The organism is Brevundimonas sp. AVps5 (assembly GCF_058681515.1).
Genome location: NZ_CM178740.1, coordinates 1,558,119 through 1,576,275 on the forward strand (window position 1 = coordinate 1,558,119; position 18,157 = coordinate 1,576,275).

20 protein-coding genes are annotated in these 18,157 nt (G+C 67.3%); 2 read left to right on the forward strand and 18 right to left on the reverse strand.

Annotation, left to right across the window (positions count from 1 at the left end; translation table 11 throughout):
• Positions 1-9 precede the first annotated feature (9 nt).
• The 7 genes from der to ACW18A_RS08055 form a co-directional block, all read right to left on the reverse strand.
• On the reverse strand, positions 10-1,623 hold the full coding sequence (gene der, locus ACW18A_RS08025; protein WP_492024242.1) for a ribosome biogenesis GTPase Der: 1,614 nt from the start codon (positions 1,621-1,623) through the stop codon (positions 10-12).
• Between the two features lie 32 nt (positions 1,624-1,655).
• Positions 1,656-3,107, reverse strand: coding sequence for a PQQ-like beta-propeller repeat protein (locus ACW18A_RS08030; protein ID WP_492024243.1), 1,452 nt, complete (start codon positions 3,105-3,107; stop codon positions 1,656-1,658).
• A gap of 29 nt (positions 3,108-3,136) precedes the next feature.
• On the reverse strand, positions 3,137-3,895 hold the full coding sequence (locus ACW18A_RS08035) for a tetratricopeptide repeat protein (RefSeq protein ID WP_492024244.1): 759 nt from the start codon (positions 3,893-3,895) through the stop codon (positions 3,137-3,139).
• A gap of 99 nt (positions 3,896-3,994) precedes the next feature.
• On the reverse strand, positions 3,995-4,831 hold the full coding sequence (panB, locus tag ACW18A_RS08040; RefSeq protein ID WP_492024245.1) for a 3-methyl-2-oxobutanoate hydroxymethyltransferase: 837 nt from the start codon (positions 4,829-4,831) through the stop codon (positions 3,995-3,997).
• 67 nt (positions 4,832-4,898) lie between these two features.
• A complete protein-coding gene (locus ACW18A_RS08045) occupies positions 4,899-5,318 on the reverse strand; it encodes a hypothetical protein (RefSeq protein WP_492024246.1) in 420 nt (139 codons plus the stop codon).
• Positions 5,308-5,871 (reverse strand): RNA polymerase sigma factor, encoded by a 564-nt coding sequence (locus tag ACW18A_RS08050; protein WP_492024247.1) that lies wholly within the window; start codon positions 5,869-5,871, stop codon positions 5,308-5,310. Before ACW18A_RS08050 ends, ACW18A_RS08045 begins: the two co-directional genes overlap by 11 nt.
• 28 nt (positions 5,872-5,899) lie before the next feature.
• On the reverse strand, positions 5,900-6,307 hold the full coding sequence (locus ACW18A_RS08055) for a DUF6249 domain-containing protein (RefSeq protein ID WP_492024248.1): 408 nt from the start codon (positions 6,305-6,307) through the stop codon (positions 5,900-5,902).
• Positions 6,308-6,520: 213 nt separating this feature from the next.
• Between ACW18A_RS08055 and ACW18A_RS08060 the strand changes: the two genes are divergently transcribed.
• On the forward strand, positions 6,521-7,048 hold the full coding sequence (locus ACW18A_RS08060; protein ID WP_492024249.1) for a hypothetical protein: 528 nt from the start codon (positions 6,521-6,523) through the stop codon (positions 7,046-7,048).
• Between the two features lie 15 nt (positions 7,049-7,063).
• Here ACW18A_RS08060 and ACW18A_RS08065 read toward each other — a convergent pair whose 3' ends face one another.
• The 3 genes from ACW18A_RS08065 to ACW18A_RS08075 are packed head-to-tail and all read right to left on the reverse strand — an operon-like array spanning position 7,064 to position 8,327.
• Positions 7,064-7,363: a hypothetical protein gene (locus tag ACW18A_RS08065; RefSeq protein ID WP_492024250.1), complete on the reverse strand. Its 300-nt coding sequence runs from the start codon at positions 7,361-7,363 to the stop codon at positions 7,064-7,066.
• Positions 7,353-7,895, reverse strand: coding sequence for an RNA polymerase sigma factor (locus ACW18A_RS08070; protein WP_492024251.1), 543 nt, complete (start codon positions 7,893-7,895; stop codon positions 7,353-7,355). Before ACW18A_RS08070 ends, ACW18A_RS08065 begins: the two co-directional genes overlap by 11 nt.
• 24 nt (positions 7,896-7,919) lie before the next feature.
• The gene (locus ACW18A_RS08075; protein ID WP_492024252.1) at positions 7,920-8,327 is read right to left on the reverse strand and encodes a hypothetical protein; all 408 of its coding nucleotides are present in this window, start codon (positions 8,325-8,327) and stop codon (positions 7,920-7,922) included.
• Positions 8,328-8,456: 129 nt separating this feature from the next.
• Between ACW18A_RS08075 and ACW18A_RS08080 the strand changes: the two genes are divergently transcribed.
• Complete coding sequence (locus ACW18A_RS08080; protein WP_492024253.1) at positions 8,457-8,696, forward strand: hypothetical protein; 240 nt, start codon at positions 8,457-8,459, stop codon at positions 8,694-8,696.
• Between the two features lie 257 nt (positions 8,697-8,953).
• On the opposite strand, the gene ACW18A_RS08085 is transcribed toward ACW18A_RS08080, so the two are convergent.
• The 8 genes from ACW18A_RS08085 to crcB all read right to left on the reverse strand — a co-directional run bounded on the left by ACW18A_RS08085 (position 8,954) and on the right by crcB (position 18,157).
• On the reverse strand, positions 8,954-9,304 hold the full coding sequence (locus tag ACW18A_RS08085; protein ID WP_492024254.1) for an arsenate reductase: 351 nt from the start codon (positions 9,302-9,304) through the stop codon (positions 8,954-8,956).
• On the reverse strand, positions 9,301-11,502 hold the full coding sequence (gene parC / locus ACW18A_RS08090; protein ID WP_492024255.1) for a DNA topoisomerase IV subunit A: 2,202 nt from the start codon (positions 11,500-11,502) through the stop codon (positions 9,301-9,303). Before parC ends, ACW18A_RS08085 begins: the two co-directional genes overlap by 4 nt.
• Before the next feature lie 53 nt (positions 11,503-11,555).
• A complete protein-coding gene (locus ACW18A_RS08095; RefSeq protein ID WP_492024256.1) occupies positions 11,556-12,662 on the reverse strand; it encodes an alkaline phosphatase D family protein in 1,107 nt (368 codons plus the stop codon).
• 76 nt (positions 12,663-12,738) lie between these two features.
• A complete protein-coding gene (locus tag ACW18A_RS08100; RefSeq protein WP_492024257.1) occupies positions 12,739-15,072 on the reverse strand; it encodes a TonB-dependent receptor domain-containing protein in 2,334 nt (777 codons plus the stop codon).
• Between the two features lie 208 nt (positions 15,073-15,280).
• Positions 15,281-16,045, reverse strand: coding sequence for an ATP12 family chaperone protein (locus ACW18A_RS08105; protein WP_492024258.1), 765 nt, complete (start codon positions 16,043-16,045; stop codon positions 15,281-15,283).
• Positions 16,042-16,716, reverse strand: coding sequence for an HAD-IA family hydrolase (locus ACW18A_RS08110; protein ID WP_492024259.1), 675 nt, complete (start codon positions 16,714-16,716; stop codon positions 16,042-16,044). Before ACW18A_RS08110 ends, ACW18A_RS08105 begins: the two co-directional genes overlap by 4 nt.
• Positions 16,713-17,765 (reverse strand): RluA family pseudouridine synthase, encoded by a 1,053-nt coding sequence (locus ACW18A_RS08115; protein WP_492024260.1) that lies wholly within the window; start codon positions 17,763-17,765, stop codon positions 16,713-16,715. Before ACW18A_RS08115 ends, ACW18A_RS08110 begins: the two co-directional genes overlap by 4 nt.
• Positions 17,762-18,157: a fluoride efflux transporter CrcB gene (crcB, locus tag ACW18A_RS08120; RefSeq protein ID WP_492024261.1), complete on the reverse strand. Its 396-nt coding sequence runs from the start codon at positions 18,155-18,157 to the stop codon at positions 17,762-17,764. The genes ACW18A_RS08115 and crcB overlap by 4 nt, the downstream gene beginning before the upstream one ends.

Below are 18,157 nucleotides of genomic sequence, written 5' to 3' on the forward strand. Positions count from 1 at the left end.
ATCTGCCGCCTACTTCTTCGGCGCGTGCTTCTGGCCTGTCCGCACCCGGCCCGACCGAGACACCTGCCTCGCCCCACCGCGCGCGCCCTTCTGGACGGCCACGGACGAGCCCGCCTTCTTGGAGGCCGAGTTCTTCACCGCCCCGATGATGCGCGGCTTGGCGACGCGGGTCTTCTTCTGCTCCAGCGCCTTGCCGGGCAGATGCGATTCTTCTTCCGCCTTCTTGCGGACGGCGCGCGGCGCGGTCTTGGCGTCGCCCTTATAGCGTTCCGGCCCCGACTTGGCACCACCGGTCGCATAGGGGTTCTCCGACCCGCCCTTGACCGTCAGCCGGATCGGCACGCCGGGCAGGTCGAAGCTCTCCCGGATCGAATTGGTCAGATAGCGGATATAGTGTTCGGGCAGATTGCCGCCCCGGCTGGCGAACAGCACGAAGGTGGGCGGGCGGGCCTTGGTCTGGGCCATGTATTTGGTTTTGATCCGCTTGCCGTCGACGGCGGGCGGCGGATGCCTCTGGGTCGCAAGGGACAGCCAGTCGTTGAGGTCCTTGGTCTTGACCTTCACCGACCAGGTTTCGTGGGCCTTCAGCACCGCCGGCATCAGCCGGTCGACGCCGCGCCCCGAGTGGGCCGACAGGGCGACGAAGGGCGAACCCTTGAGCTGCGGCAGCTTGTCCTCGGCCAGATGTTTGAGCTCGGCCATCCGCGCCTGCGGATCTTCTTCCAGATCCCATTTCGCGGCGACATAGACCAGGGCCCGGCCCTCGCGCTCGACCAGATCGGCCAGCTGCAGGTCCTGCACATCGAAGGCGTTGTCCTTGTCCATGACCAGGACGACCACCTCGGCGAAGGTGATGGCGCGGATGGTGTCGGCGACCGACAGCTTCTCCAGCTTCTCCTGCACCCGCGCCTTGCGACGCATCCCGGCCGTGTCGACCAGGCGGATGTTGTGGCCCTCGTATTCCCAGTCGACCGAGATGGAATCGCGGGTGATCCCGGCCTCGGGACCGGTCAGCAGACGGTCCTCGCCGATCAGCCGGTTGATCAGGGTCGACTTGCCGGCGTTCGGGCGGCCGATGATGGCGATCCGGATCGGCTTGTCGGGCTCGTCGAGCTCCTCGATGAAGATGTCGGCCGAGGCGTCGCGGATGGCGGCGTACAGATCGGCCATCCCCTCGCCGTGCTCGGCCGAGATGGCGACCGGCTCGCCGAAGCCCAGGGAATAGGCCTCGCCCACCCCGCCGCCGCTCTCGCGGCTCTCGGACTTGTTGGCCAGCAGGATGACGGGCTTGTGCTGTTTGCGCAGCCGCTCGGCAAAAATCTCGTCCAGCGAGGTCACGCCTTCGCGGGCGTCCATCATGAACAGGATGAGGTCGCCGTCTTCCAGCGCCAGCTCGGTCTGCTCCCGCATCCGGCTTTCCAGACTGTCGTCGTTGACGTCCTCATAACCCGCCGTGTCGATCAGCGTCAGGTCCATGTCGCCGATATTGCCGTCGGCATAGCGACGGTCGCGGGTCACGCCCGGGCGATCGTCGACCAGCGCAAGGCGCTTGCCGACCAGCCTGTTGAACAGTGTCGACTTGCCCACATTGGGGCGGCCGACGATGGCGAGCTTCAGTGCCATGTCGGCCTTCTAGCGTGTTTTGCGGTCTTTGGTCAGCGAATGCTGATCAGTTCGCCGTCGTTGGTCAGAACCAGCAGAGCGCCGTTGTAGGCGGCCGGCGCTATATAGATGGGCGCGCCGAGGTTCAGCGTGGCCGTCAGGGCACCCGTCTTCGGATCGAAGGCCACGGCCTCGCCGTCCGAATTGACCAGCACCAGCCGGTTCGACGCCAGGATCGGGCCGGACCACTCCGGCCGCACGGTGCGGTCGAAGAAGCCCATGAAGCCGCCTTCCTGACGCACGCGGCCTTCGTTCAGGTCGCGGGTCCAGTAGACCGCACCCGAGTCGCGGTTGATCACGGTCAGTTCGCCCGACTTGGACACGACATAGACGACGTCGCCGGCCGGCAGCGGCGCGTTGACGCCCGCGACCGGCAGGGTCCATTTCGGCTGGCCGGTGCGGATGTCCATGGACTGCAGCACGCCGGAGTGGCTGACGGCATAGACGAAGCCGCGCGAGATCACCGGACGTCCGGCGATGTCGCGGATCTCCGACAGGGCGCTGGTGCGGCTGGTGCGCGACAGGACCTGGTTCCAGACCGGCTGGCCGTTGGTGGCGCGCAGCGCGATGACCTCACCCGACGAGAAGGGCGCGATGACCGTATCACCGCTGACCGAGGGGCTGGAGGCGCGCATGACGCGGGCCGGCTCGACGATGCCGCGATAGGACCAGTCCTGCAGACCGGTCGTGGTGTTGAAGGCGATGATCTGGTTGTCGACATCGATGACATAGACCCGGCTGCCCGCGACCGTCGGCGCGCCGTGGATCGGCACATCGACCGGCTGGGTCCAGACGACGGCACCCGTCGCGGCGTCCAGCGCCGTCATGGTCCGATAACCCGATGCGACGAAGACCTTGCCACCGCCGACGGCCACGCCGCCACCGAAGCCGCCGCTCAGCGAGCCGCCGCCCTGGGTGACGAAGGGAATCGGCAGGCCGAAGGCCGAAACGCCGCCGGCCGCTTCACGACCGGTTGGCTTGACGTCGACCTTCCAGACCACGTCGCCGGTCGCGGCATCCACGGCCGTGACCGTCGATTCGCCGTCCATGACGAAGACCTTGCCGGCGTCGGCCACGACCGGCGCCATCACCTGACGCGTGCGAGCCGAGCCTTCGCCGATACGGCGGCGCCAGCCGACGGTGAACTGCGGCGCGGCGATCACATGCTCGATCGAGGCCTCGGCGTTCCCGCCCGGCATCGGCCAGGACGTCGCGGCCACAGGACCCGGGACGAAGAAGTCACGGCCGGCCAGGCCTGCGGCCGGTGCCAGTTGCTGTTCAAAGGCCAGGATGGAAACCCGTTGCCCTTCGCTCGCCGTGGCCTGGGGCGTGTTGTCGTCGCCCAGCCCGAACGGCAGGATGCGCCGGGCCGAGGCGCAGGACGCCAGAGAGGCGGCCAGCCCAAGGACGATGGCGGTCTTCAGTACGCGCGTCACGGTCGTCATCCGAACTCCGGTCGTCATCAGGCGGGTGTTCACTGTTGGGCTGCCTGGGCGGCCTGAGCGAGTTGCTCGGGGCTCGGACCCGCCGGAGCGGCCGGCGGGGGCACGGACTGGGCCGCGACGATGGCCGGCAGACCTGCGGCGACGCCCGTGTCGATCATGCCGATGGCGGCCTGGGCGCGCTGGCGCACCGAATCAGGCACGTCCTGGCCGAGCGTCAGCAGCACGAACACTTCGCGCGCCTCGGCGGGCTTGTTGAACTGCAGACGCGCCATGCCGAGCGCTTCCTGGGCGAAGGGCAACATGGGACGGCCCTCCTTGGTCAAGGGCTCGAGCCTGGCTTCCAGATCTTCGAGGGTCGCGCCGTTGTCCATCATCAACAGGACCGCCTTGTAGACGGCTGTGTCGTGCAGGATCGGATCCCCCGAGGCCTTGGCGGCATCATCGAACAGCTGGATGGCGTCCGGGATCCGGTTGGCGGCGACGGCCAGACCGGCGCGCTGCTGCAGGGCCAGGGCCTTGTAGGCGCCATTGCCGGACTTCCCGGCCTCGGCGAAGGCGGTCTCCGCCCCGGCCGAATTACCGGTCTGCAGGGCCTCAAGGCCGCGCTGATAGGCAATGGAGCCCGCGTTCGCGCGGCTCGTCTGGAAGCTCTGCCAGCCCCACCAGGCCAGTGCGGCGACCAGGGCCACCAGAAGAATTCCGCCCAAGATGGGCAGCCAATTGCGCGCCAGGCGCTTGAGGCGTTCGGAGCGGATATCCTCCTCGACCTCTTCGAAGACATCAGTCACTAGCGGAGCCGCCCTAAAAAAACGCTGAAAAGCCAATCGGCGCGGACCCTAGAGGGTCGCCCTCGCCCTCGCAACGCCTCTTGGAAGACAAGACGGGGACTACGGCAGAGCCGGCTTTTTGGAGAAGTAGGTCTCGACTTCGGCAGGAAAACGGCGGGCCTTCACATCGGCCGCATAGGTTTCGACCGCCCGGCCGATCTCGCCGCGCAGATCGGCGTATTTCCGCACGAATTTCGGCGTCCAGTCGAACAGGCCCAGCATGTCGGGCGTGACCAGCACCTGACCGTCGCAGGCGGCCGAGGCGCCGATGCCGATGGTGGGTCTGGCGATCGCCTCGGTGATCTCGCGGGCCAGCGGCTCGGCCACCCCCTCGATGACCACGGCGAAGGCACCGGCGTCGGCCGTGTCATGAGCGGACTGCAGGATGCGCGCATGCTCCGCCGCTTCCCGGCCCTTGGCCCTGAACGATCCGTCGATATTGATCGACTGCGGCAACAGGCCGACGTGCCCCATCACGGGCACGCCGCGCCGGACCAGATACTCGATGGTCGCGGGCACTTCCGGCCCGCTCTCGACCTTCACCGCCTGGGCTCCGGTCTCCTTCAGGATACGGACGGCGTTGGCGTAGGCCTGCTCGACCCCGGCCTCATAGCTGCCGAACGGCATGTCGATGACGACCAGGGCCCGCCTGGCGCCTCGCATCACCGCCTGGCCGTGCAGGATCATCATCTCCAGCGTGACCCCGACCGTCGAGGTCATGCCGTGAACCGCCATGCCCAGACTGTCGCCGACCAGCAGGATGTCGCAGTGCGGATCGAGGAGTTCGGCCGTGGGGGCGTCGTAGGCCGTCAGGACCACGATCGGCTCGCCGCCCTTGCGGGCGATGATGTCCGGGACCGTGATCCGCTTCACGACTTCCTGTTTCTGGCTCGACATAGGCTCTCCGCTGGCAGCGGCGGAGAGATAGGCGTCCGGGTCGGCTACGTCGACCCGGACACCTAGATCACGCGTCCTGCGACAGCCTGACCACGCCCGCAGCGGCCACAGCGATCAGCGCTCCGGCGGCAATCCAGAACATCTGCATCGCCCCCATCGACCCGACGGCCATGTTCGCCAGACCCAGCTGCGACAGGCCGGAGCCCACGGCGTCCTGGACATTCAGGCTGGCGGCCTGAATCCCCTGGCCGATGACCCGCCCGGCGACAGGCGCCCGATCGTCGGACAGAGTCAGGTTCAGGTTCATCGATTCCTTGACCGCGATGACCCCGCCGATCAGGCCGGCGACCGTCAGCGCCAGGGTGCGCACCCGGCTGGAGGAATGAAGCTTCGTCTCCACGTCCGCTGCGAACAGGGTCGCGTCGGCCATCTGGGGCGAGCGAGCGAACAGCCGCTCGATCATCGGATCGAATTCATCAGCCGACATGGGTCGACCTCCCCGATTGTCCGACATCCGGCGAAAGCCGGGCGCGGAGTTTATCCAGACCACGTTTGACATGAGACTTCACCGTTCCAAGCGGCAGATTCATGGCGGAGGCGATCTCGGGATGAGAAAGCCCCGCGCCATGGCACAGGGACACACAGAGACGTTCCGTTTCGCTGAGCGATTTCAGCGCCTCGTCAAGGTCGACCAGCCCCGCCTGATCGGGCCCGGGAGCGGACTCTTCCTCCCCCGGTTCGATCTCGGCGACATAGCGGGCGTCCCTTGCCTTGCGCTTCAGATAGAGGCGCGCGGCGATACGCTTGACCCAGGCGGCGAAGGTGCCTTCGCCCCGGAACTCGGCGCATTTCTCGAACGCCTGCAGAAAGGCGTCCTGGGCGACATCGTCGGCTTCGGCACCCTGCGCTCCCATGCGTCGCAGCAGGGACCGCACGGCCGAGCCGTGGCGGCGGACCAGTTCGCCGAACTCTCGACGTCCACCCGCCGCCGCCAGGGCGGCGAGTTCGACATCGTGATGGTCCATCAGGGCCTTGGCCATGATCAGGTTCCCCCTGTCAGAGCCCGGCTCAGTCCCTGTTCTTGTTGAAGAAGCTCAGAACGATATACGCCAGACCGATGGTGACCGGGATGGCCGCGATTCCCAGCAGGCCGCCGTCGAAGTTCGGGCCGTCGTGCCAGTCGTCGCCGACGCCCCGCAGGTCGTTGATCAGGCTGAAGGCTGCGATGCCGATGCCGGTCGCCAGCCAGATCACGCCACGGCGAATGTCACGGGTCCGCGAAGGAATATTTCGGATTGCCTCCTTGCTCAGCGAGTCGATCACCTCAGGCGGCAGAGGCTGACCCTTCTCGATCGCCGTGCGAACCGTTTGCTGAATGTCGCGCCGTTCACGGCTCTTCAGGTAGCTGGGACCGACGATGATCGCGACCAGGGCGGCAAAGATGGTGCCGACGATCAGAACTGCTGTGAAGTCCATTGGGATATCCCCTTTTCGATGACGGCCGAGCCTGATGCCCTAGCCTTCTGATAACAAGAGGCGCCGGCGACGCCCAACGGATGCGATCAGCGACGTGAAATCTTCGTAAGGTCGGCGGCTGACGCAAGCAGACGCCCATCGGCGGAACGCTGGCGTCGTCACCCTGTCGCCCCTGGCGTCGCCCGCTGGGCTTTAGCGCCCCTGGAGAAGATCATGTCGATCCGACTTTTGCCGCTCGTCCTGGCCGCCGTCCTCGCTACCGGCTGCTCCCGGACCGAGCCCACCACCGAGGCGGAAAGCACGGCGGCCTTAGAACCGCAGGCCCTGACCGCCGATCACATCGCCAACCTCATCGCCGCCGACGGCGCGGCCCACACGGTCGCCGTCCTGACCGGTCCGGCCGATCCGACCGGTATCGACAAGGTCTTCGCCGGTATCGGCACCGGCGCGCCGGAGTGGCTGGCCCTCGTCCCCGCGATCGAGCCCGAAACCGACGGTATGTATGCAGAGGGTCTCCAGGACGCGCTGGCCGACGCCCTGACCCATAACGCGCCCGGCGTCCTGGCCATGATCCCTGCCCATGCCGACGCCTATTTCGTCTGCACCGCCACAAATCCTCCGGACGCCAGGATGATCGCGGGACGGGCCGCCGTCGACGCCGTCACCGATCCGTCGCTGCAGGCCGCGAAGACTGAATGCATCCGCTATTTCGAAGGCGCCGAGCCGGAACTGGCGGAGTAGAGCCGCAAACCCTCGTCAGACAGGCCGTAGCCGTCGCGCCGACGCCATCAGACCGACCACGCCCAGCCCCGTCAGCCCGAGGATGGCGGCGGCGGGCACCAGGGTCTGGCCCAGTCCTTCGACCACCGGCGCCATCATCGGCCCCAGCGCCCAGCACAGGACGATGGCGGCGATGGTCCATGGGATAAGGGCGGCGACCGTGGCGAAGGCACGCCGACGCGCCACGCGCTCGGCCACCCTGGTCTGGAAGGCCAGGTCGCGCACAGGCGGCGTGGCCTCGGCGAAGAATGTGTTCAGCCGTTCCTCAGGCGTCATCGGACCCTCCGGTCAGCACGGCGAGCAATCGCGCCCTGCCCCGCGTGACATGGGACTTCACCGTCCCGAGCGGTAGCCCCAGCGCCTCGGCCGTCTCCGAATGCGACCAGCCGTCGGCCAGACACAGGGCGACACAGGCCCTCTGATCGGCCGGCAGCCCGGCCATCGCGTCGGCCAATGCCAGCCGGTCCTCCTCTGATATCCCTCCGGACGGCGCTGTCTCGTCCAGCCAGGACCGGTCGCGCGCCTGCGACCTCAGTCCCGACCGCATCCTGTCCTGAGCCTTGCGCCAGGCTATGCCGAACAGCCAGGACCGCACACCGGCCGGATCCTTCAGCCGCCCCAGCGCGCTCCAGGCCGTGACGAACACCTCCTGGGCCAGGTCGTCGGCCTCGTCCCAATTGCGTCCCAGCAGCCGCCTCAGAAACGCCCGCACCGGGGCCTGGTGCCTCTCCACCAGTCGCGCGAAGGCGGCGTCCGAGCCGGCGCGCGCGGCCGCGACCAGCCCGGCGTCCACCGAAGCGCCCTCCATTGTCCTGTCCCCCACGGACCGGCATCAGTCCCGGCGCGACCGGCCGAACATCAGCGACACCAGGGTCGCCGCTGCCAACGCTCCCATGACGAAGGCCACGATCAGGAAGGCGTCGCCGGCACCATAGATGTCCGCATAGCTGGCATAGCCGAATCCGGCACCCAGCATCGTGAACAGCACGAGCGAAAACACCGGCCCGTCCCGGCCGTGCGAGCCATACCCGTAGGCGCGGCTCTCAGTCTCCGCGTCGATCGGACGATCCAGCACCTTCATCAGGGCCTCGGGCGGCTGTTCGCCGCGTTCGGCGTAGGTCCGGATCAGCTTCAGAGCGTCCTTCTGCTTGCGATAATTCAGCAGGCTGGCAAACCCGACCGAGACGAACCAGCCCAGCGGGAACAGCAGCCACCAATAGGAACGGAACAGATCTTCCATCGTCGTTCACCTCATCCGCGCCGGCCCATCGCCCGCGCTTTCGATCAGTAGTCGGCGCCGACCGCGTGAATGGATGCACGGCGGCGAAGAAAATGCCATCTAGGCTGAAGTCGTCACTGGAGACCCGTCATGAGTCACGTCACCTATCGCATCGTCGAACACGACGGCGGCTGGGCCTACAAGGTCGGCGACACCTTCTCCGAGACCTTCCCCGCCCACGACGACGCCAAGGCCGCCGCCATCCGCGCCAGCCGCGAACAGCGCGTCGCCGACCAGACCGCCATGATCGAATACGCCGACAGCACCGGTGCCTGGGTCACCGAACGCGCCGACGGCCACGACCGCCCCGAGACCGACGTCGAGGGATAACCTCCCCCCTCCGCGGGGATGAGCGGGATTCCGGAGGCGGTGCGGATTTATTTCCTATCCAGGCCTTGCGCTCGCGAAGAAGGCCCACCATCTGCCCGGGACAGTCTTTGACAGGTCCAGCAGCTCATCCGCTCACCGGACGAATCCGGTCGGGCCGATCCGCAAGCCGCCTCTGATTTCCCGGGCTAATTCTCCCGATTTCGTCCGTTTCGTCCGTTTCGTCAGGGTGTTTTTCGTCCGGACCAGCCGGACACGCCTCAGTCGGCGAACGCCGCCTCATAGATTTCCGGCTTGAACCCGACGATCGTCCGGTCGCCCAGATCCAGCACCGGCCGTTTGATCATCGACGGCTGCGCCAGCATCAGGGCGATGGCCCTGTCCGCATCCAGCCCCTCCTTGTCGGCGGCGCCCAGCGCCTTGAAGGTCGTCCCGGCCCGGTTCAACACGATCTCCCAGCCATGCTCGGCGACCCAGCCTTCCAGCGACGCCCGGTCGATCCCGGCCTTCTTGTAGTCGTGGAAGACGAAGGCCCGGCCGTGCTGATCCAGCCAGACGCGCGCCTTCTTCACCGTGTCGCAGTTGGGGATGCCGTAGAGGGTCGGGGTCACCGGAACTTCCTCAGGCCGCGCGGCCCCATCCGACCGGCCCCGGCGCGCTTGCCCAGCCAGTCCTTCCAGTCGGGCCAGTTGCGCCGACGCCCACCGCCGTCGACCCACTCCGGCCCGGCCTCGCCGATGAAGACGGCGATGTCGGTCAGCCCGCCCTGTTTGAACGACTGCAGCTTGACCCCCTTGCCGCGGCCCATCTCTGGCAGTTCCTCGGCCCGGAAGATCAGGGTCTTAAGGTTCTCGCCGATGGTGACGATATGGTCGCCGGTGACCCGCAGCACGGCCAGCAGGTCACCGTTCAACACCTGTTTGCCGCCCCGCTTCTGGGCCAGCAGGTCGTCCTCCGGCGCGATGAAGCCGTAACCGGCCTTCGACGCCATCAGCAGCTTCGAGCCCGGCTGGTGCGCCAGCACCGCGATGATCCCGGCGCTCTCCTCCAGCTCGACCATCAGCCTGAGCGGCTCGCCATGCCCGCGCCCGGAGGCCAGCTTGTCGGCCCCGACGGTGAACACCCGCCCGTCCGACGCCGCGACCAGAAGCTTGTCCGTCGTGAAGGCGGGCACGAGGAAGCCGAGCGCGTCGCCCTCCTTGAACTTCAGCTCCGACGGATCCTCGACCTTGCCCTTCACCGCCCGGATCCAGCCCCGTTCGGACAGGATCACTGTGATGGCTTCCCTCGGAATGAAGGCCTCGGCGGGCGTGAAGGACGAAGCATCCACAGCCTCGGCGATCGTCGTCCGGCGCGGCGAGACCATGGCCTTGCGAGTCGCCGCCAGTTCCTGGGCGATCTTCTTCCACTGTTTGGCGGGCGAGGACGACAGCGCCTGCAGGTTCGCAAGTTCTTCGGCCAGCGCCTTGTATTCGTTCTCGATCGCCATTTCCTCGATCCGCGCCAGCTGACGCAGACGGGTATCGAGGATGTAGTCGGCCTGCATCTCCGTCAGACCGAACCGGGCGATCATCACCGCCTTCGGCTGCTCCTCCTCGCGAACGATGCGGATCACCTCGTCGAGGTTGAGGAAGACGATCCGCAATCCTTCCAGCAGATGCAGCCGCTTCTCGACCCGCTCGATCCGCCATTGCGAGCGCCGGTTCAGCACCTCGCGCCGGTGATCGAGGAAGGCCTGCAGACAGGGCTTCAGCCCCATGACGCGCGGCGTGCCGGTGGCGTCCAGCACGTTCATATTGACCGGGAAGCGGATCTCCAGGTCCGACAGCCGGAACAGGCTCTCCATCAGGCTGTCGGCATCGATGTTCCGGCTCTTGGGCTCGATGACGACCCGGATATCCTCGGCCGACTCGTCGCGCACATCGCCCAGCAGCGGTGCCTTCTTCTGTTCGATCAGCTCGGCCAGGGCCTCGATCAGCTTGCCCTTCTGGACCTGGTACGGAACCTCGGTGATGACGATCTGATAGCCGCCCCGGTCCAGCGGCTCCCGCTCCCAGCGCGCCCTCAGACGCACCCCGCCCCGCCCGGTCTCATAGGCCTCAAGGATCGACGCATGCCCCTCGACCGCGACTCCGCCGGTCGGGAAGTCCGGCCCCGGAACGATCACGGCCAGCTCCGCCGTCGTCGCCTCGGGCCTTTCCAGCAGCAGCAGGCAGGCGTCGATCAGCTCCCCGACATTGTGCGGCGGGATCGAGGTCGCCATGCCCACGGCGATGCCTGAAGACCCGTTGGCCAGCAGGTTCGGGAACCCGGCCGGCAACACCACCGGCTCCTCATCCTGGTCATCATAGGTGGGGCGGAAGTCCACGGAATCCTGATCGATTCCGTCCATCAGCAGCACCGCCGCCGCCGTCAGCTTGCACTCGGTGTAGCGCATGGCTGCGGCGTTATCGCCGTCGATATTGCCGAAATTCCCCTGCCCGTCGACGAGCGGATAGCGCTGGGCGAAGTCCTGGGCCAGGCGGACCAGGGCGTCATAGATCGAGGCGTCGCCATGCGGGTGATAGGTGCCCATCACCTCGCCGACGACCTTGGCGCATTTCCGCGCCGCCGCCTGCGGGTTCAGCCGCATCTGGTGCATGGCGTACATGATCCGCCGGTGCACCGGCTTGAACCCGTCGCGCACGTCCGGCAGGGCCCGGTTGGTGATCGTCGACAGGGCGTAGGCCAGATAGCGCCGTGACAGGGCCTCGCCCATCGGCTCATCGACGATGCGGCCGCCTTCAGGCGGAGGGGTATGGAGGGTCATGGCGCTGCGAATCGGCTGGTTTGGCCACCGAGTCTAGCCCATCCGACCACCGGTCAGACGGTGAGATCGCCGATCCGGATCCCCTGCTCCAGCCGAACGCCACCGTTGACGTCGCGGACCTGCGCCAGCACGGTCGGGGCGGCCCCGTCCCAGCCGATCGTGAGCAGGCCGAAATTCTGTTCGCGGAACACGTCCCCGACCCTCAGGGCGTTCGGCGGCGTCACCGGCCAGACCTCCGTCAGTCCGGACGAGGTGATGTCCCACAGAGGATAGGGGACATTGACGTCCAGCCGGGAAATCTCGCCATAGTGGGTGTCGCCCGAAAGACAGAAGAGGCCGTTCGCCTTCCTGTCGCGAATGGCGGCGATCAGACGCTGGTGATCGTGGGCGAAATTGATCCAGCCCTCCCAGCCCGCGAAATCGGCCAGGACCTGCAGGCTGGAACCCAGAATGCGGATCTCGGCGGGCACCGACAACTGGTCCTCCAGCCACCGCCACTGGGTCTCGCCCAGCTGCGTCGCGGCCAGGTCGGGATTGCGCGCATAAGGGCCCGGAGTGCTCTCGCCGGCCTCGGCCCGCCGGGTGACCCAGGCCTCATATTCCTGATCGCCGAGCTCCAGCGACATCAGGGGCGTCCGGTTCCAGCGCAGGTCGGGCAGGATGACCTGCACCCGGCGGCCCACCGGGCCGAACACATGGGCGGTATAGATGCCGTCGCGGGTCCGGCGCGGGCTGTCGGCGGGCTCGCCGAAGAATTCCAGGAACTGGCGGCGCGATTCTTCCTTCATCGGATAGTCGGCCCCGGCGTCGTTCTCGCCGAAGTCGTGATCGTCCCAGATGGCCAGGATCGGCACCGAGGCCTTCAGCTTCTGGTAGCCCGGCTGGGCGGCCAGTTCGGCGTATTTGCGACGCATCACCGCCGGGTCACGGGTGTCCAGATAGACATTGTCGCCCAGGAAGATGAACAGGTCCGGCCCGGCCGCCAGCACCGCGTCCCAGATCGGCTGGGGCTTGTCGCTCCTGGCGCACGATCCGAAGGCGATACGGGTCAGGGTGCGGCCCTGTTCGGCATGGACGTCGGCCCTGGAGGTGGTCGCGCCCGCCGCCAGACCGGCGCCGACCGTCCCGGCCATCAGGCCACGCCGCGAAAGGGTCTTCATCGCCGTCTCTCCGTTCTTAAACGCAAATGGGGCGCGCCGAATGGACGCGCCCCATCTCAAGCTTGACCGTTGCAGCCTAGAAGTGGCGACGCAGGGTCACGAAGGCCTGACGCGGAGCGCCCGGCAGGAAGGTCTGGCGACCCGCAGTATTCTGGAACCCGCCCGAACCGACCGTCGAGATGTGGTCTTCATCCAGCAGGTTGGTGACGTTGAACTGGATCTCGGTGCCGTCCAGCCAGTTGCCCATGTCCGCCACCCGATAGCCGGCGGTCAGTTCCACGAGCGTATAGCCGTCAACGCTCTCGTCGTTCAGATAGCTGGAGAAGCGCTTACCGGTGTAGGCAGCGGCCAGGGTGCCGAACAGGGCCCCGTCATCATAGGCCAGTTCGGCCCGGAACAGGGTCTCGGGCGTGTTGACCACAGTCTTCCCGCCCGTTGCCGCGACCAGGGCTCCCGTGCGGTCACGGACGTCGTTCTCATAGGTCGAGTCGTTGTAGCTGAACGAACCGAAGGCCGACCAGTCGTCGTTGAAGTTCCACACCGCTGCCGCCTCGAAGCCGCGCGACTTGACCGAGCCCACGTTCTGGATGCCGTTGCCCAGACCCAGGATCGGTGCGCCGAGGGCGACGCCCAGCAGACGGTCAGAGAACTCGACGTCATAGACCGCGACCGAACCCTGAAGCTGGTCGAAGCGGAAGCGCCAGCCGGCTTCGATGGTCCTGGAGCTCTCGGGCTGCACCGTGTTGCGCAGGGCCGCGAAACCCGCTGCCGAGGCCGAGAACGGTCCGCCGGTGTTCGACGATTCAAAGGCCCGCAGGTTTTCCGAGTAGGAGACGAACAGCTGTTGGTCGTCGTTGACATCGAAGGTCGCACCGACCTGGGGCAGGAAGTTGTCTTCGGCCTTGATCGTGCCGGTCTTGTTCGGGCCGACAACGGTGCGCGCGTTATTCTCGACCGACAGGGACTTGAAGCCGCCGAACACCGTCAGGGCTTCGGTGACGGCCCAGGTGTCCTGCACATAGAACAGGCGGGTTTCAGTCTCGAACTCATATTCCCACTGGGTGAAGAAGGGATTCTCCAGGAACTCCAGCGACGAGCGGGTGTTGGCCGCGCGGGCCAGGCCGTAGAACCGGCGCGCGTGGTTGAAATCGTTCTGCTCCAGCCAGAAGCCGGCCTCGATCGAGTGGGCCCCCAGGTCCAGCGCGGCCGAACCGATCGCGCCCGTGCGTGTGATGTCATATTCGGTGGTGCGGACCGAGATGGGGCCAGGGGCCGTGATCGGCGTGCCGTTCTGATCGGGCGCGCCGACCGGAGTAGCGACATAGGGGGTCCACCACAGACCCTGCCCCTTGTTCTCGTGGCCATAGCCGGTCAGCGACACCGAGAGGGTGTCGGTGATCGGATAGCTGAACGTCAGGGCGCCGATCGTGTCGTCGCGCAGGCCCGAGGCGTCGAAATAGGCATCATCGACGGTCTGGATGGGGCCCGGATAGACGCGGCCCGCTGCCGCGTTGGAAACGGCTGCGCCGGTTTCGCCGCGGTTGTTGGCGATGTCGGCAATGCGCACGGCCAAGGCATAGTCGCCCGAGATGTTGTCGAAGTCGCGACCCAGGTAGCCGATCTGGGCCAGAGACAGGTCCTGGTAGTCGTTTTCGCGACGCTCCGAGTGGTTGATGAAACCGGTGATCTCACCGCGGCCGATCGGCTGAACGAGGCTGGCGTTGATCTGCTTCTGGTTTTGCTCGCCGAGGCCTTTCCACTTGTCCATCGAATGATCGACATAGGAAAGCGACAGTGCCGTTCCCATCGGACCGAACGCGCCGGAGTCAACACGGACGAACCCGCGCAGCGTGTCGTCGCTGCCGAAGGTGCCGGCGACATCGACGCCGAAGATATCGGCAGGGCGACGGCTGACGAACTGGACGGTGCCACCCAGGTTGCTACTGGAGGCGGTGCCCAGCGCGCCCGTGCCCTGGGCCACGTCGACGCGGCCGACGTTCTCGGAGATGATCGCACGCGAGATGTGCAGGCCGTTGTGGTTGCCATAGCTCATGTCGCCGAGCGGCACGCCATCCAGGGTGAAGCCCAGTTGGTTCTGGTTGAAGCTGCGCAGGACGATGCGGGCCGACCACTCGTAGTTGCCGAAGGCGTCGGCGGACTGGAAGCTGACGCCGGGCAGGCGTTCGATGGCCTTCAGCGGGCTCGTGCCCGGAGCCTCAATGGCAATGGCGGCCTCGGTGATCGTGGCCTGCTGGCGCGTCTGGCCCTGGCCGAACACCACGATGTCCTCGACCGAGGTGGTCGGATCGTTGGATTCCGGCGCCGTCAGCGCCTGCGGTTGGGCGAAGGCCGCGCTCGCCAGGGCGAGCGACAGCAGGGAGACGCCGGTGAAAAGGGTACGGTGGATCATGATCAGCCTCGGTTGTCGAAATCCCGCCTCGACGGGGTCCGTGGGCCTGCTAGAGGGGGCACGAGACAGGCCCGCGACAGCTTGGCGGCACTGGAATGACAAGCTGGGCTCGAGCCGTGATTGTCCACGGCCGTGGCGCGACGGCTACGCTTGATGCGTGCACGGTCGGATTCTTCCGCGCCGGATCGCAATCCCCATTCGCGCAGGCCTAGCCCAGGGCGCGGAACCAGCGGTCGATCAGCACGGCCTCGGCCCTGCGGGCGGCCGTCCGTTCCCCGGCCTCGGCGTCGACGCCCCACTGACGTTCCTGGAAGGCTTCGTCGAGCCGGCTCAGTTCGAAGGCCGCCTCCCCGCCCAGCGAACCGCGCTGGACCGCCAGGCCCAGGATGGCGCTGCCCAGCAACGGCACGCCCATGGCCAGGGCTGTCAGCCGAAAATCGTCCAGCTCCAGCGCCAGTTCCCGCACCCGGGCGATACTTTCCGGCGGTTGCGGCCGATGAATGATGCCCGCAGTCGGCTGGACGATGACGCCGAGCTCCCGCTCGGCCCACTCGCGCCACGGTGTCCACGCTCGAGTCTGTTCTGCGACCAGCGGCGTCGGGTGTTCAGCGAGGTAGCAGAGCAGGTCAGACCCGACATAGGCGGCGATTTCCTCCGCCACCGGCTCGCGCGTGAGCGCCACCCGGTCGATCGCGGTGGCCGCAATCCGCGTCGCCGGCATGGTCCCCGGATCGAGGAACTCGCCCTGCGCCCCCCATTCGTCGGCGACCATCTGCGCCGCGGCCTGGGTCGGCAGCAGGAAGCGGTTGTGCGCCGGCGTCTTCGGCCCGCGGCCGTCCAGCAGAACAACCCAGCCACCCGCATCCTCAGGGGCGACAGACGCCTCTTTCCAGAAGCGCTTCAGCCGCTCCTCGGATTCGCGGAAGCCTTTCCGGGCGGCGACCATCGGGTCCAGGGACGGGATATGGCTCATGCGAAGGCTCGTGCGGCGAAGCGATGGAGAGCGGCTTCCAGGTCGGCGAAGTCCGTGGCGACGTGAGCGGCCCCGGCATCGACCTGTTCCTCAGGCGTATGGAAGCCCCAGGCCACGCCCTGGGGCATGACCCCGGCGGCTCGCGCCATGGCGATGTCGTGAGCCGTGTCGCCGATCATCACCGTCGAGGCGGCATCCGCCGAACAGGCCGTCATGGCGGCATGCAGCATGGCCGGATCCGGCTTGCCCGGCCCGTCCTCTGCGCAGTGGGACGACACGAACAGCTCGGCCCACCCCGCCCGCGCCAGGTTCCGCGCCACGCCGCGTCTATTCTGGCCCGTCGCCAGCGACAGCCGCCAGCCATCGCGGCGCAGCCGACGCAGTGTCTCCATCGCACCGGGATACAGCGGCTCTTCGTGGCCGGAGGCGTACAGCCGGTTGAAGCTGGCCCGGAAACCCTCGGTGAACCGCTCGAGCTCCTCGGCCGTCAGGCCGGGTTCGAGCACCGCCAGCGCATGCGGCAGGCTCAGCCCGACAATCTGGCGCACCCTGTCGTAGTCCGGATCCGGCAGGCCCAGGTCCCGCGCCGCGTCCGTCGCCGCCTGCAGGATCGAGGCGCGGCTGTCGACCAGGGTGCCGTCGATGTCGAACACCGCGAGCGGGCGGCTCATCGCTGACGCCTCACGCCCTCAAACGGATCGTGATCCGACTCGCCCTCGTCGAAGCCGAAATGCTGGAAGCCGGCCCGTAGTTCGGCGCTGATCGGCGCTTCGACGATCAGCTTGCCGCCCGAAGGGTGATCCAGTTCGATGCGACGGGCATGCAGTTGCAGCTTCAGCGGACCGCTGAGTTCGGTTGATTTCTCGTCGCCGTATTTCGGATCGCCCAGAATGGGATGGCCGATCGCCTTCATGTGTGCCCGCAGTTGGTGGGTCCGTCCGGTGAAGGGCCGCAGCGCCATCCAGGAGGCCCGCTGGCCGGCATGGCTGATCAGGGCGAAGGCGGTCTCCGCCGGTTCGGCCCCGTTCTCCTTGGGGTCGGCCGGACGCATGATCTCGTAGTCATTGATGCCGGATTTCTTCAGATGCAGGTCGATCTGACCTGCATTCGGCTTGGGCAGGCCGAGAACGATGGCCCAGTAGGTTTTCTTCGCCTGACGCCGGGCGAAGGCACCCGCCAGTCGCTTGGCCGCCTCCGGCCCCTTGCCGAGCAGAAGGACGCCCGAAGTGTCGCGGTCGAGCCGGTGCACCAGTCGGGGTCGGTCCATTCCCTCGCCCCAGGCCGACAGCAGGCGGTCGACGTGGCGCGTGGTCTTGGTTCCGCCCTGCACCGCAAGGCCCCAGGGCTTGTTCAGGGCGATGACGAGGTCATCCTCGTAGATCACCATCGATTTGGCGAAGGCGATGTCGGCGGGGGTCAGGGCCATGTGCTCGCCCGGGGCTCGGACGATCGGTTCGGGGATCGGCGGCACGCGCACGGCGGCGCCGGCGGTCAGGCGGCCTTCGGGCTTGATGCGGGCACCATCGACCCGGATCTGGCCGCCGCGAGCCATCTTCTGCACCTGGATGTTCGAAAGGTGAGGCCAGCGCCGGCGGAACCAGCGGTCCAGCCGGATGCCGTCCTCGGCCTCGGCGACATACAGGATCTGGGCCTCGCGGGCACCGACCGGCCCCTTGGGCGCCGGAGCCTCGGCGGCGGCCTCGTTGGGGTCATAGCTCACAGGGCGTCTCCGAATGCGCGGCGGGCCAGCATCAGTCCGGCCATCAGGGCCGCGACGGCCAGCAGCACCGACAGCAGGATATAGGCACCCGCCAGACCGTATTCACGCCGCTCGATCATCAGGACCGTCTCAAGCGAGAAGGCCGAGAAGGTTGTGAAGCCGCCCAGCACGCCAACGGCCCCGAAGACGCGTACGGTCTCCTGAGCGGCACCGGCCTTCAGCCCGATCCAGCCGACCAGCAGCCCCATGGCCAGACCGCCGACGGCATTGACCGTCAGCGTGCCCAAGGGCCAGGCGGATGCGGGAAAAAGACGCGCGGCGCCCAGTCCCACGCCGTAGCGCGCCATGGAGCCCAGCGCTCCGCCGAGGGCGACCAGCAGAAGTCTTGTCAT

What these genes read in the sequence shown, in the direction of transcription:
- ACW18A_RS08080 (WP_492024253.1), top strand. Translation starts at nt 8,457, where the DNA reads ATGAGTCACGTCACCTATCGCATCGTCGAACACGACGGCGGCTGGGCC.
- ACW18A_RS08105 (WP_492024258.1), bottom strand. Translation starts at nt 16,045, where the DNA reads ATGAGCCATATCCCGTCCCTGGACCCGATGGTCGCCGCCCGGAAAGGC.
- ACW18A_RS08070 (WP_492024251.1), bottom strand. Translation starts at nt 7,895, where the DNA reads ATGGAGGGCGCTTCGGTGGACGCCGGGCTGGTCGCGGCCGCGCGCGCC.
- ACW18A_RS08110 (WP_492024259.1), bottom strand. Translation starts at nt 16,716, where the DNA reads ATGAGCCGCCCGCTCGCGGTGTTCGACATCGACGGCACCCTGGTCGAC.
- der (WP_492024242.1), bottom strand. Translation starts at nt 1,623, where the DNA reads ATGGCACTGAAGCTCGCCATCGTCGGCCGCCCCAATGTGGGCAAGTCG.
- panB (WP_492024245.1), bottom strand. Translation starts at nt 4,831, where the DNA reads ATGTCGAGCCAGAAACAGGAAGTCGTGAAGCGGATCACGGTCCCGGAC.
- ACW18A_RS08050 (WP_492024247.1), bottom strand. Translation starts at nt 5,871, where the DNA reads ATGGCCAAGGCCCTGATGGACCATCACGATGTCGAACTCGCCGCCCTG.
- parC (WP_492024255.1), bottom strand. Translation starts at nt 11,502, where the DNA reads ATGACCCTCCATACCCCTCCGCCTGAAGGCGGCCGCATCGTCGATGAG.
- ACW18A_RS08045 (WP_492024246.1), bottom strand. Translation starts at nt 5,318, where the DNA reads ATGTCGGCTGATGAATTCGATCCGATGATCGAGCGGCTGTTCGCTCGC.
- ACW18A_RS08065 (WP_492024250.1), bottom strand. Translation starts at nt 7,363, where the DNA reads ATGACGCCTGAGGAACGGCTGAACACATTCTTCGCCGAGGCCACGCCG.
- ACW18A_RS08075 (WP_492024252.1), bottom strand. Translation starts at nt 8,327, where the DNA reads ATGGAAGATCTGTTCCGTTCCTATTGGTGGCTGCTGTTCCCGCTGGGC.
- crcB (WP_492024261.1), bottom strand. Translation starts at nt 18,157, where the DNA reads ATGACAAGACTTCTGCTGGTCGCCCTCGGCGGAGCGCTGGGCTCCATG.
- ACW18A_RS08060 (WP_492024249.1), top strand. Translation starts at nt 6,521, where the DNA reads ATGTCGATCCGACTTTTGCCGCTCGTCCTGGCCGCCGTCCTCGCTACC.
- ACW18A_RS08095 (WP_492024256.1), bottom strand. Translation starts at nt 12,662, where the DNA reads ATGAAGACCCTTTCGCGGCGTGGCCTGATGGCCGGGACGGTCGGCGCC.
- ACW18A_RS08100 (WP_492024257.1), bottom strand. Translation starts at nt 15,072, where the DNA reads ATGATCCACCGTACCCTTTTCACCGGCGTCTCCCTGCTGTCGCTCGCC.
- ACW18A_RS08030 (WP_492024243.1), bottom strand. Translation starts at nt 3,107, where the DNA reads ATGACGACCGTGACGCGCGTACTGAAGACCGCCATCGTCCTTGGGCTG.
- ACW18A_RS08055 (WP_492024248.1), bottom strand. Translation starts at nt 6,307, where the DNA reads ATGGACTTCACAGCAGTTCTGATCGTCGGCACCATCTTTGCCGCCCTG.